15 protein-coding genes are annotated in these 13,519 nt (G+C 31.9%); 5 read left to right on the top strand and 10 right to left on the bottom strand.

Annotated elements, in window-relative coordinates; translation table 11 throughout:
* Positions 1-145: 145 nt before the first annotated feature.
* A complete protein-coding gene (locus M0051_RS12060; protein WP_306741780.1) occupies positions 146-538 on the bottom strand; it encodes a rhodanese-like domain-containing protein in 393 nt (130 codons plus the stop codon).
* 244 nt (positions 539-782) lie between these two features.
* Entirely contained in the window at positions 783-1,919 is a 1,137-nt protein-coding gene (hemW, locus tag M0051_RS12055) for a radical SAM family heme chaperone HemW (protein WP_306741779.1), read from the bottom strand.
* Between the two features lie 293 nt (positions 1,920-2,212).
* Here hemW and M0051_RS12050 point away from each other — a divergent pair, with 293 nt between their 5' ends.
* Positions 2,213-2,932 carry a head GIN domain-containing protein gene (locus M0051_RS12050; protein WP_306741778.1) on the top strand — a complete coding sequence of 240 codons (720 nt, stop codon included), beginning with the start codon at positions 2,213-2,215 and terminating at the stop codon, positions 2,930-2,932.
* 105 nt (positions 2,933-3,037) lie between these two features.
* Here the strand turns inward: M0051_RS12050 and M0051_RS12045 are convergent, their stop codons facing one another.
* Positions 3,038-7,198, bottom strand: coding sequence for a phosphodiester glycosidase family protein (locus M0051_RS12045; protein WP_306741777.1), 4,161 nt, complete (start codon positions 7,196-7,198; stop codon positions 3,038-3,040).
* Between the two features lie 163 nt (positions 7,199-7,361).
* Between M0051_RS12045 and M0051_RS12040 the strand changes: the two genes are divergently transcribed.
* Complete coding sequence (locus M0051_RS12040; protein WP_306741776.1) at positions 7,362-7,790, top strand: VanZ family protein; 429 nt, start codon at positions 7,362-7,364, stop codon at positions 7,788-7,790.
* Here the strand turns inward: M0051_RS12040 and M0051_RS12035 are convergent.
* Entirely contained in the window at positions 7,785-8,228 is a 444-nt protein-coding gene (locus tag M0051_RS12035) for an Rrf2 family transcriptional regulator (protein ID WP_054721673.1), read from the bottom strand. The two genes, M0051_RS12040 and M0051_RS12035, sit on opposite strands and share 6 nt — an antisense overlap.
* A 132-nt stretch (positions 8,229-8,360) precedes the next feature.
* The gene (gene rpiB / locus M0051_RS12030) at positions 8,361-8,798 is read right to left on the bottom strand and encodes a ribose 5-phosphate isomerase B (protein WP_306741775.1); all 438 of its coding nucleotides are present in this window, start codon (positions 8,796-8,798) and stop codon (positions 8,361-8,363) included.
* 753 nt (positions 8,799-9,551) lie between these two features.
* Between rpiB and M0051_RS12025 the strand changes: the two genes are divergently transcribed.
* From M0051_RS12025 to M0051_RS12015, 3 genes are all read left to right on the top strand, one after another.
* Entirely contained in the window at positions 9,552-9,935 is a 384-nt protein-coding gene (locus tag M0051_RS12025) for a response regulator (protein WP_306741774.1), read from the top strand.
* A 99-nt stretch (positions 9,936-10,034) separates the two neighbouring features.
* Entirely contained in the window at positions 10,035-11,057 is a 1,023-nt protein-coding gene (gene ruvB, locus M0051_RS12020) for a Holliday junction branch migration DNA helicase RuvB (RefSeq protein ID WP_306741773.1), read from the top strand.
* A 12-nt stretch (positions 11,058-11,069) separates the two neighbouring features.
* Positions 11,070-11,399 carry a hypothetical protein gene (locus M0051_RS12015; protein ID WP_306741772.1) on the top strand — a complete coding sequence of 110 codons (330 nt, stop codon included), beginning with the start codon at positions 11,070-11,072 and terminating at the stop codon, positions 11,397-11,399.
* A 51-nt stretch (positions 11,400-11,450) separates the two neighbouring features.
* Here the strand turns inward: M0051_RS12015 and M0051_RS12010 are convergent, their stop codons facing one another.
* From M0051_RS12010 to M0051_RS19795, 5 genes are all read right to left on the bottom strand, one after another.
* Positions 11,451-12,314, bottom strand: a complete 864-nt coding sequence (locus M0051_RS12010) for a sensor histidine kinase KdpD (protein ID WP_306741771.1) — start codon at positions 12,312-12,314, stop codon at positions 11,451-11,453.
* 268 nt (positions 12,315-12,582) lie between these two features.
* Positions 12,583-12,675, bottom strand: coding sequence for a bacteriocin class II family protein (locus M0051_RS19810; RefSeq protein ID WP_373568317.1), 93 nt, complete (start codon positions 12,673-12,675; stop codon positions 12,583-12,585).
* A gap of 74 nt (positions 12,676-12,749) precedes the next feature.
* Complete coding sequence (locus M0051_RS19805) at positions 12,750-12,842, bottom strand: ComC/BlpC family leader-containing pheromone/bacteriocin (RefSeq protein WP_373568319.1); 93 nt, start codon at positions 12,840-12,842, stop codon at positions 12,750-12,752.
* 75 nt (positions 12,843-12,917) lie between these two features.
* Entirely contained in the window at positions 12,918-13,010 is a 93-nt protein-coding gene (locus M0051_RS19800; protein WP_373568318.1) for a bacteriocin class II family protein, read from the bottom strand.
* Between the two features lie 75 nt (positions 13,011-13,085).
* Positions 13,086-13,178 carry a bacteriocin class II family protein gene (locus tag M0051_RS19795; RefSeq protein ID WP_373568317.1) on the bottom strand — a complete coding sequence of 31 codons (93 nt, stop codon included), beginning with the start codon at positions 13,176-13,178 and terminating at the stop codon, positions 13,086-13,088.
* Between the last annotated feature and the right edge of the window lie 341 nt (positions 13,179-13,519).

The following is a 13,519-nucleotide window of genomic DNA, read 5'->3' as shown; positions in this document are numbered from 1 at the left end:
TCAACCTAAAGTTATTTCCGATTTTTTTCTTGAGCTAATTTTGGGCTCCGAAAAAATCAGAATAACTTTAGTTACACACTTTATGGGATACTACTCATTTTACCAATATTCTGGATTACAGGGGGCTAGTATGAAAATCCGAAAGTTATTTCACAATTTCCAGTTTTAATTCTTTCCAATAATCCAATCCATCCTCTAGGGAACAAACCTTAATCTTATATTTTTCAAATAGCATTTTACCTGCAGCAATACTTCTCTCACCATATTTGCAGTAAAGTAAATAGGTCTTCCTCTCTCCCAACGAATCAATGATCTGATACAATTTGTCTGATGTTTCAGCTAACATGGCTCCATCAATATGTCCCTTTTTAAAATCTTTTTTTAATCGAACATCAATTACAACAGCTTGTGGGTTTAACTTGGCAATCCTTAAAAATTGCTTTGGACTTAATACCTGAACCGTATCAACTTGTGCAAATGCATTCTGATTTGCAATTAGTGCAAAAAATACGATCAGTGCTATCTTTAAATACTTCATATTTTAAATTCTATGTGATTTTTAGTGGATGAGTTACTAAATAGTACTTAAAGTGCCTAAAGTACTTAAAGTTAAAATGTATGGTATAAACATTACCATCACTCATTTAAACTTCCATTTAATAAACTGATTAAAAACAAAAATATTATCGCACTAATACTTTAAGTACTCCAAGTATTCTAAGTACTTTAGGCACTTCTTTAGAATTCTCCATTAATTCATAGAGCACCCTATTTTTTATTCATTAATCTTTTTCTATATAGAAAAAATCAGACATGATATCATTGGAAATAAACACACCTTCATCGCTTAATATTAAAGCATTGTTTTCCTTTCGGATGTGTTTTGATTGGATATATTTGGCTGCCTTTTTTTCACAATGTCGATACAAATCATCTCCAAATTTCTCTTTCACCAAACTCAAATCCAATCCCCAATAGGTTCGAAGCGAGGTAAGAATTAAATCATTAAATCGATCAAAGAAATTTAAATCTTCTTTCTCAGAAAATTCTCCTCCTTCTTGAACGGCTTTCATGTACTTATAATTGTGTGCAATGTTCCATTCTCTTTCTTTTAAATTGTAGGAGTGGGCCGAAGGTCCTATTCCAAGATATTGCTTCTGTTTCCAATAACTCGAATTGTGTTTTGATATGTATCCGTCTTTGCAAAAATTGGATATCTCGTAATGCGTAAAACCATTTTCGCGAGCCGAGTCAATTAAATATTTAAACTGATTAAAACTCTCCTCTTCTTCCACTTCTATTAATTGACCTTTCTCCAGTTTTTTAGCAAAAACCGTATTCGGATCATACATTAAATGATAGGAAGAGATGTGCTGAATATCCAAATCATAAACCAAATCAAGATTCTCCACCCATTTTTCCATACTCAATCCAGGTACACCATAAATCTGATCTACCGAGATATTATCGAAACCATAATCCTGTGCTCTTTTTATGGTATCATAAGCTTCCTTACCAGTGTGTCGTCGGTTCATTAATATTAAATCTTCATCGTGAAATGATTGTATCCCCACACTTAATCGATTCACTGAAGAATTTCGTAGTTGTTCGAGGTATTTCTTATTTAAATCATCAGGATTTGCTTCAAGTGTAATTTCTGCATCCGTATCAATATTCCAATATTTCGAACACTCATCAATTAGCACCTGAATCTGTTCTGGCTTGTAAACCGAAGGAGTTCCTCCACCAAAATATATGGTCGAAACAGATTTTTTATCCAAATAATCCTTTCTTAATTCCAACTCCTTTTTAAAGCATTCCAGCATATCATTGGTAGATTGCAGCGAAATACTTTTGTGAAAAGCACAATAGTGACAAAGCTGTTTGCAAAAAGGGATATGAAAATAAATTCCTGACATATAAAAATCAATTTTCTTGCAAGGTAGAAGCAATTCTTTTATTTTCCATGTCAGATTTTAATTTATACCATTTAAATTTCAGAGTAAGCTATAAGCGAAACTGCGAAATATTAAATTTAAATGCCGATATATAATTAGTAAGGCATTTGCAGTAAAAAGAACAAATAATCGATATAGACGAGTTTCTGTGTATTATATCACACTGTAATGGTGCAAATTTTATTTTCATGCAACACTTTACAATGTACCAACGTCTTTAATACAGAGAACAAATAACATAAACCCATTGAGCTATGAAAGGATATAAAAAAATAATTTCACCGATTTTGATTTTATTAATTAGTGTTGCCACTGCCTTACCAACTTTTGCTGATGGTATTAGAGGAAATGGCAATGTAAAATCTGAACAAAGAGAAGTTGGCAATTTTGAAACCATTAAGGTGAATGGAGCTTTTACAATTTACTTATCGCAAGACGATGATTACAGCTTAAAAGTTGTTGCCGACGAAAATTTATTGGATGTGATTACCAGTAAAATGAAAGGTGATGTTTTGTACATTACTACTGAAAAGAGCATTTACAAATCGACAGAGTTAAAACTTTATATTGGTTTTAAACATTTAAGTGAAATAAAAGCGAACGGTGCAATTTCCCTAAAATCCGATCAAGTTTTAAGATTTGATGAATTGGAAATTGAAATTAATGGCGCATCATCTGCCGATTTAGAATTAACTGCAAACAGTTTAAGTATCGACAATAGTGGTGCATCAACCATAAAACTTGCTGGTAAGTCAGAAGAAATTGACATTGACATTTCTGGTGCAGGAAGTGTGAATGCAATTAATATGAAAGCACTAAAAGGAACCATTGATATTAGCGGCGTGGGTAGCGGAAAAGTTCATGTATTGGAGGAATTAAGAGTAAGTATCTCGGGAATTGGTTCAGTAAAATACAAAGGAGATCCTAAAGTAACCAGCGATATTTCATTCCTTGGTAGTTTAAAGAAATATTAGATCTAATATATGATATCATATAAAATAAAAAGCTCTGCATGTTTGCAGAGCTTTTTATTTTATTTGCATTGTAGAGACTACATTAATTCCGTCTTTACATTAAAATTATTCTTTTTTATAACCGATCACAGCATTCGAAACCGCGCGTGGTTCAGGTGGTAAAGAGAAAATATTTCGTTCGTAATTCGAATTGTAAGGCGATATATTTAAAGTTTCTCCATTTACAACCAATGTTGAACTTCCACCTGGATCGAATCCCATTGCCTTTTGAATACCGTACTTTTCCAGAATGTTAGCCATATCAATATGAGTAGCACCAACGGATTCACGAATTCTACCATTAATGGTTAGAACGTATAAATTTCCGGCTTCATCTATTCCTACTGCAATTTTTGGACCTCTCATATCTGTAAAATCCAATCGGGCGGCCTGTGTTTTTATCGAATTTTGCTTCTTCCACCCTTCTACTTGCATATCGATACATTGCTTTCCTTTATTTAGCAACATCGGACCTGCTTCAACTGCATGTAGAACATCTTCTAAACCATTCACAATAATTTCAAGTTCATCGCCAACATTTGAAATTGCTGATTTCATTACCGATAATGGAATGCATAAAGTTAATCCTACAGGAATTTGTTTTACTTCGTCAATATCATAAATAATTTCTTTTACTGTATTTCCAGCCAATCGATATACAATACAATCCTTCGCTGGAATCATTTCTTCTTCGTACATCAAATCGAAATAAGAACATTTTCCAGCTTCAAAATGATTGTAATTTTTAGCATCAAATTTTAATTCAAAATCATTTGTTTTTATTCGAATACCACTTTTACAATTTACTCTTTCAATATCAAGCTTACCCGATTGATAAATTAACAATGCTGGCTTGTTGAAAAGAGGCGTACTTAAACACTTTCCATTTGAGATCAGCAAACCTAAAGGAGAACCAATATAAGATTCTGGTAAACCCAATTTACCAACCAACTCCGGATTTAAAATATAACCACCATTCCATGCGATTTTAGCTTGACATTTGCTCTTTTCTTCAAACTCTGTTACAAAACTTGTTACCGTTTTTGTCTGCAACGAACTAACTGCTGTAAATTCCCAGTTGTCATTATCATCTTGCACATTTGCCTTGGCCAAAATTCCATTCCATGGATATCCATCATCATAAATTCCTGTAACATTTGAATATTCAACTTCCTTTTTTTGATTGTCGGTTTTTGAAATGTTCGCCAATACCAATTTTAATGGAGATCCCTTTGTTTGGGCATCTTGCTTTATCAATTGCAGCAATTCTTGTTCGCCTATCTTTTCGCTTAATTCTTTAAATAAATCTGAATTCAGTAAATCTGAAAAATCCTTAGCTGTTTGTATGGGAGTTGGGTAAGCCAAAGTTGAACGAACTCCTGCAGGAACAAATTGAATGTATCCAGTATGGTTAGGAATTCCCATAATATTTGCTGCCAATTCGGTTGTTACTTTTCCAATATGAAATCTATCCAGATTCAATATGTCTGTCATAAAAGCGGCATTTCTTCTGTTCGATATTAAATAACCATTCTTATCCATTACTTTTCGTAAAATCGATAAAGCCTTCTCTCCCATTTGCGGAATATGAATTCCAACAGTTAGAGAATCAATCGAAACAACTTGCAGAATTTTCTTATCATACAAAAGTTTCAATTCCTGATCGGAACCACACTCAACAAATTCACGAATGTTGCTTGCCGTTGTCCAATTGGTTAATGCTTCTTCCGGAGCAAATACATATACCTTCTCAATGTTTTTATCCTTTAAAATTTCCTCCGTAATCGGATCATGCATATCCATTCCCAATCGACTTTTTATAGAATTCAGAACAAAATATTCAAGCTCATATTTCACATATTTACCTGGAAAATATGCCAGCGGAATATTCTGTTTCATCTTTTTGAAAAGGAAACTTCTATCATCAATAGAAATCATCGAGGAAGAAGTTAATTGAGAAAGAGCCAAATTTTTATCTATAAAAAACCTTGATGCACCACTCACTTTTCTGCCAATACCTGGAAGCAAATGTTTCGATTTAAGAAGATTTACCATACCTGATAATTCCTGATGTGTAAAATCATGAAACAGATAATAGTTTTTATTTCTATGTCGATAGGTAAAAGAATGGTCATGTCTTATTGAAATCTCTCCATTACGAACAGCAAAAAGATTATCAATTGAGTTGTAAAAATTATGAATCTCTTCCATACTTAAATTATCTGAATCCGAATGGTCTTCAATCTGTCGCTTTGCAAAATAAAAGGTACCTCCCCTAATTTCTTGCTCTTCCATTCTAAATGAACTTGGATCAATTAATGATTTTAAATAAAGCATAAAACCCAATCGTCCATAGCCTGGCAAATAATGTCTATTCTCAGTATTCAATAAAGCTTTTACATCATTATTTGTAAACTTTACTTTAGACTTGTAATACTTGTATAATTCCCCAACTTCGTTTAAGCTTTTCTGATTTGATTGCAATTGTAAAAAGAGTTTCTTAACGATTTCTTCTATGCACAAGTTTAAAGAATTAATGCTGTAACGTTTGTCTATCACTTTTTTATTATGACTCACACTTCGGTGATGAATGTGAGGAAAGAAGACCTTTTCGATGGTTTCATTCACATGTGAATCGTTTATTCTCCTGCCTGTAAACTCAATAACTTTTAATCTTTCCTTCTCAGGCAGATGTTCACCTATAACTTCTGCATAAACATTTTCTGGTTGGTATCTTCTGCAAAAAATAGGCACACCAGCAGCTGCTGATTCAATAATAGGTAAGCCTCTGCCCTCCGTTTTTGATGGCAATAATATTAAAGAAGAAATGCTATACAATTCAGGAATACCAATAGGTTTTTCAAAGTGATTTCTAAACCTTTTTTTGTCCATCTCACTAAACAAAAATCCCAAGTATACTCTCTTCCTAAATTCTGGATCAATACTCTCTAAAAGCTCTTGAAATCGTGTTAACAATTTTTGAAAATAGGGATATTGCCCTAAAGGAATTGGTCCGGTAATTAATATGGTAATTTTTAAATCTTCCGATTCTCTGACTTTCTCTTTTAAACTCTCAACTTCCAACATTTTACCAACAAGATCAAATCCCAATTCAATCCTTTTTCTTGAAATCACCCTAGTTGGTTGCAGAAAAATGATATTCTCAGACAAGAATTTGTGCATCGCCTTAGTCTTGTATCCAATGTAAATGGGTTCGGGATTTTTCTTGTCCACCAATTTATATTCCAACACATCTTTTACCGAATAACTAATCAATGCTTTTTTGTGATATCGGCTTAGCATCTTCTCCATCTGGAAAAGAGATTCTATTCTTCTTCTCTTATCAATATTGTTGTATTCATTAGTATCAACAGCCGTTCCAATTTCAGCAACATTTGCAGGATTGTGTCCTTTATAATGTATCAGGTATTCACTTTGCTTTTTGTTAATATTTACATTCATCCACGAACGAGATTCCCAAGGATATAACACCTCCAATTGTGAAAAAAATTCACCAAGATGTGAATTTAGGAAGAAGAAATCACGCGGACCTTTTTTCAGTCCTTTCACTTCTTTGGTAATTTCTGAATTACCTCCTTCCCAATAAAAATCGTGATTGTTATTGATTACAGGAATACCCATGTATTCTGAAACCAAAACTGTAGCCAAAGCAGCGGCTACATTTCCCGGATTTGAACACAAATTAATTAAGTATAACAAGCCAATATTGTTATCCTCGATATATGAACTTAGCTTTTCACAAATGGTAAGGGTTTGTTCCCAAAATTTTACAATCAAAGCATTGTATTCCTTGCTTCCACGTTCCAATTTAGTGAAATAGAAATCTTTGTACAGCGTCCAATCATCAAACCCTTGCATTTCTTCAATGGTAAAGGTTTTAGTTCTTGGATCCATAATCTTAGAAGCCTCTGTATAAAATTTACCGGCTATATAATGTATAGCAATATCATCGCCAAAATTGTATCGGAATGTTTTTGCATATTTTTCTACCTCAATACTAACACCATCAATAGAATAATAGAAAGTAGAAAAAGCAATACCTTTTTTATTAAAATTGGATTTAAAACTTTCAAAACTCTGGTTAAACTCAACTACGGGAATGGGTTTGTTTTCCTTAAATCGATCTATAAATAATCCTAAATCGAACCATGTGTTAATATTTTCAGAATACAACATCTCCATCATTTCAATAGCCTTCATAGTCATCACAGGTAGAATTCAGTTTAACAAAATTTCAAATAATATTCAAATTACGAAATTCTGGTAAATTGGTCAATAGCATATTGATTCAAACATATTTATACTATGAACTTGATAACTTAAAATAGCTTGCTAACTTTGAGCAACTATTATCGATATACATAAATTTATGAAGAGAAAATTGTTCTGGCGAAATATTATTTGGGCAATAATTATATTTATTTTGTGCTCTATTCCAGGCAACGATTTACCGAAAACATCTGCCATTCACATTCCACATTTCGACAAGCTTGTTCACTTTGGAATGTTCTTTATTATGGGAATTTTTTTAATGGCTGAGTTAAGTTTTCAAACCAAGTTGAAAAAATCTCAAATAATTCTGATAACAGTATTTTTAGTTGCTGCTTATGGTGGTGCAATAGAATATTTACAGCAAAATTATTTTACAAATCGTAGTGGTGATTATATTGATTTAGCAGCAGATATTTTGGGAGGAATTGTTGCAATTTTACTTTATCCATGGATAAAAAAACAAAAGGACTTGCTATTGAATCGCAAGCCCTTTAGTGAAATATCTTTTCTAAAGAAAATCTTATAGAGTAATATACTCATTCGCATTTTCCATTTCTGTAATTAACTGACCTATTGTTTTTCCTTTAAACAGATCGTAAATCTGTTTTCTAATATGTCCAAACTGATTATGAACAGGGCAAGCAGCTTGTGCTTTATCATCAGACTTACATGGACGAATTCCAATTAAACAATTTTCAAACATATCCAATCCATCCACTATTTCAACAATATTCATCAGGGTGATCTCACTTGGATCTTTTCCCATTCCAAATCCTCCATGAGGTCCTTTAGTTGATGTAAGTAACTTTTGTCTTGCAAGACTTTGCAAAATTTTACCCAAAAATGGTGTTGGAATTTCCAGCTCTTCTGATATCTTCTTTATTCCTATTTTTTTGCCTTCTTTTGCATTTATCGACAAATAAATTACTGAGCGAATTGCATATTTACAAGTATTCGATAACATCTTTAATTTTTATTTTTACTCCACATTTATCTAACAATCAGGTCAAAGATAACAATAATTACAACTAATTAAGCATCTTTAATTCTTTAATTCCTTATTTATTATGATTCTTTTTATTATAAAAGCCCCATTTTACAAAGGAATCTTATCAATTCGCTTCTGGTGTCTGCCACCTTCAAATTCAGTATTTAAAAAGATTTTTGCAATTTCTTTTACTTCTTCAAAAGAAATAAATCTGGCAGGAATACCACATACATTTGCATCATTATGCGATCTTGCTAAACCAGCAATTTCCGCAGTCCAACACAAAGCTGCACGAACTTTTTGGTGTTTGTTAGCTGTCATGGTAATACCATTTCCACTTCCACATAGAGTAAAGCCAAAATCAAACTCTCCTGCTTCAACTGCTGCAGCTAATGGATGAGCTGTGTCAGGATAATCCATACTTTCCTCAGAATTAGTACCGAAATCTTTTACTTCATATCCTTCTGCTTTCAAAATTTCAGCCAAATCATTTTTAAACTGAAATCCTGCATGATCAGCAGCCAATGCAATTTTTAGTTTTTTCATCTTATTAAAATTATTAAAGACAGTGTTGCCTTTATGTGGTTTTTGTTCAAGTTAATTTGTGGAGTACAAAACTAAGTAAATTATATGAGTTGTTTTTAAAATGACCAATTTTCCAAGCCTAAAATCAGGCATTTTGTCTAAAACTGCTTATCAAATGAATTGTTGAAACACATCAATCTGAAATAAAACAGTTTAGCTAGAACCTTTTCACTTATGAACAGATTTGTTCACATTCAGTTAACATACTGTTGATTTTTCCTTATTAAAAATTCCAAAGTATTTTTTGGAACTAACAAAATTGAAATTGTATAGAAAAATATTTCCCAGATACCAATTTTATTTTTTACCAGTGTTATCAAAGCTTTCAACCAGTTTTCAACACTCTGTTAATATCCGCAAGAAACTAAATTATCAAAAATCAGAGTTATTAACAGGAAGTTAATAAAGTATGTATCCCTCTATAATTCAATCTCTCTATGTTAACAATAAGTGTTGATATCCTGTTATTAGACTATTTTCATACAGAAAAACAATAAAATTCGTACTCTCTTACCAACATTATTAACAGGATATAATAATCATCTTATTTTTTAGAAATTTTTAAAAAATTAATATTAATAATATGAGTGTTGATAATTGCAAAAAGGGATTAAATATAGATTAAAATTCAACTGTGATTTGTTTGGTATGTTTACTTAATTATTTCAATGATTTTGTTATCTTGCAATCTATAGAAAATCCACACTGAAGAGAATGAGTTGGGAAACTAAAAAATATTCGATACTTCTTGTTGAAGACAACAAATTGAATCAAACGGTAGTTAAATTTACTTTAAAGCGATATGGTTATTTAATCGATGTTGCTAATAATGGTTTGGAAGCTGTCGATATGTATAAAGAGAGGAATTATGATTTTATTCTAATGGATGTAATGATGCCTGAAATGGACGGATTAGAAGCTACTAAAATCATAAGAGAAATTGAAAATGGGCAAGAGCATATTCCAATTATTGCCCTCACAGCCGATATAATGGTCGCTAACGAAGAAAAATGTTTAGAGAATGGTATGGATGCCCACTTATCAAAACCGTTCGATGTAGACCATTTATTTAAGGTTTTAACAAATCTAGGATTGTAAGTACTATTCCAGTTATTTAAAAAAGTTTCTAACAAGCATTGTTTACATTTGAGTGAGGTTTTCTACTCGAATTAAAGATTTTCAGATTATTTTTGTCGCATGGATGATAACCTGGACATAAGAAGTCATAACTTTTCGGATAAAGAAAAAGAATTAGATAATAAACTAAGACCACTTCAGTTTTCAGATTTTCGTGGACAAAAGAAGATTGTTGAGAATCTAAATGTATTTGTTGCTGCTGCAAAAATGCGTGAGGAAGCATTAGATCATGTTTTGCTTCATGGACCTCCCGGACTTGGAAAAACTACTTTATCAAATATTCTTGCCAACGAATTAGGAGTTGGATTAAAAGTTACTTCAGGACCGGTTCTCGATAAACCTGGTGATCTTGCAGGTTTGTTAACCAATTTGGAACCAAATGATGTTCTTTTTATCGATGAAATTCATAGATTAAGTCCTATTGTAGAGGAGTATTTATACTCTGCAATGGAGGATTTTAAAATTGATATCATGATTGATAAAGGTCCTGCGGCAAGATCAATTCAATTGGAATTAAATCCTTTTACTTTAATTGGAGCAACAACTCGTTCCGGATTATTAACTTCACCTTTAAGAGCTCGATTTGGTATAAATTGTCATCTTGAATATTACGACCTGCCTATATTATCTAAAATAGTAGAGCGTAGTGCAAGTATTCTTGATGTTGAAATTACTCATGAAGCAGCTGGAGAAATTGCGTCAAGAAGCAGAGGAACACCACGTATTGTAAATGCTCTTTTGCGAAGAGTAAGAGATTTTGCTCAAGTAAAAGGAAACGGATCCATTGATATAGAAATTACCAAATTTTCACTTGAAGCTTTAAATATTGATAAGCATGGTTTGGACGAGATGGACAACAGAATTTTAAATACGCTTATTGATAAATTTAGTGGAGGACCAGTTGGAATTTCAACCATTGCAACTGCAGTAGGCGAGGATAGTGGTACGATTGAGGAGGTTTATGAGCCATTTTTAATTAAAGAAGGATTCATTAAACGTACTCCGCGAGGAAGAGAAGTTACTCCTTTAGCTTATTCGCATCTTGGAAAAAACAATTTTAGTGATCCGGAATTACTTTTCTAGAAATATTTTAAAATGAAACGAATTTTATCAATTCTTTATACACTTGCAACGGTGTTAATTATTGTAGGTGCACTTTTTATTTTACAAGCTGAATCATATGGAGTAGCCATTTTGGCTTCGGGTGTGGTGTTAAATATAGTTTACAGAATATTTAGTTTGAACACTGAAAAACTAAATCAATTAAAATTTTCTGAACTCTTAAAAGTATTAGGAATTCTTTTAATGCTTGTAGCATGTATACTTATTTTCACAGATTATGATCAAAAGTATAACATGATGATTTTTTCGGTTGTACTCGATGTTATAATCAACTATAAAGAAATATCTCTTAAAACAAAATAGAAAAAGGAGCTTGTGACCAGCAAGCTCCTTTTAACATCCCTAGTAATTTTCCTAAATAGCAATATTCTTTCGAGTATTAGACGAAGAATATATTTCGTTAATATTTTGTTTTAATATAGCTTCAATTTTTTCTTTGAGTACAAGATTTGATTCTGAGAATTTAAATGGAATGGTAAAGTAGAAAATAGAACCATCTCCCAAATTTGAATCTATATATAACTTGCCTCCAAGAAATTCAACCAATTCTTTGCTGATACTTAATCCTAAACCGGCACCTGAATGTTCTCTGGTATATGAATTATCAACTTGGGTAAATTTCTTAAATATTTTTGCTTGCTCCTGATCACTTATTCCTGGTCCAGTATCTTTTACATAGAAAAGAATATTGTGTCTGTCCTGAATTGCACAGCCAAAATCAATTTCTCCTGAATTTGTAAATTTCAATGCATTATCAAGGAGATAAGATAGTACTTTGGTTAGTTTTTTCTGATCAGTGAATATTTTATTATCACGTAAATCTTCGGTATAGTTTAAAACCAAATTTTTACCGCTCATGTTAATTTTTTGCCCGTAGGCTGAATACAATGTAACCAGTAAATCATGTACTTCAATTTCTGATTCGTTGTATTCTAATGCACCGCTCTCTAATTGCGATAGTTCTAGGATTCTATTGAATAGATCCAGTAATTCTTTACTGCTCGATGACAGTATTTTTGTAAACTCATTTCGATCCTCTTTCGATAAAGAATCATCACGAAGAAGTTCTGAAGCTCCTACAATCGCATTCATGGGCGTTCGAATTTCATGCGACATATTGGCTAGAAATGCATCTTTCAGCTTCTCGGTCTTTTCGAGCTGAGCGCGAGCTTCTGCTAATTGTCGTTGCAATTCTTTATATGTAGGACGTTTCTCCATTTAAATGAATTAGTCTTTAATTTCTTTACATCTCTTGATTATAGCCTACACTACAAGGTTCAACCAAGTACATCTTTTAAATGATGTAATTATAAAAATATGGTATGGGAATTTGTTAGACTAAAATATCGTCATTTATTGATCTGTCTTGGTAACCACCAAGTGTATTGTCTAACTCTTGAGTTGTTAATTCTTCAAAGGTGTTCATAGTGAATAGGATAAGAGATTAGTAAATATAAATAATACTATCTACTTATTCAAATTTTTTTTATACCAAGATATCGTCATTGATCATTCTGTCTTGATAACCACCTTTAATGTTTTTAAGATCTTCAGTGTTTAATACTTCAAAATTTTTCATTGCTATTTAATTTGGTCGTTAATAACTAGGAAAATACTTTCTGGAAAATTTGGATTACTATGGGTCGAGGTTGATTATACCAAGATATCGTCATTAATCATTCTGTCTTGATAACCACCTTTAATGTTATTTAAATCTTCAGTGTTTAATGCTTCGAAATTTTTCATTGCTATTTAATTTGGTCGTTAATAACTAGGAAAATACTTTTTTGGAAAATTTGGATTATTTAGGGTCGAGGTTGATTATACCAGGATATCGTCATTGATCATTCTGTCTTGATAACCACCTTTAACGTTTTTAAGATCTTCAGTGTTTAATACTTCAAAATTTTTCATTGCTATTTAATTTGGTCGTTAATAACTAGGAAAATACTTTTTTGGAAAATTTGGATTACTATGGGTCGAGGCTGATTATACCAGAATATCGTCATTAATCATTCTGTCTTGATAACCACCTTTAATGTTTTTTAAATCTTCAGTGTTTAATACTTCGAAATTTTTCATTGCTATTTAATTTGGTCGTTAATAACTAGGAAAATACTTTTTGGAAAATTTGGATTACTTAGGGTCGAGGTTGATTATACCAGGATATCGTCATTGATCATTCTGTCTTGGTATCCACCTTTAATGTTTTTTAAATCTTCAGTGTTTAATACTTCAAAATTTTTCATTGCTACGGGTTCTTTTTTTAGTTTTTTAGGAAACAATTACACCCCTTTATTCCGGTTTTTAGAAAAAGGTAACCCTGAGATTGAAAGTTTTTTTAAAAAAAAGTGAAAAAAACTGTATATATTTAAATCCTTTTAGGAAAGGATGCGTATATAAAGCATTGTTTCTAAGAAGAT

The organism is Marinifilum sp. D714, from assembly GCF_030851345.1.
GTDB lineage: Bacteria > Bacteroidota > Bacteroidia > Bacteroidales > Marinifilaceae > Marinifilum.
This window is presented reverse-complemented; position numbering and strand designations above follow the sequence as displayed.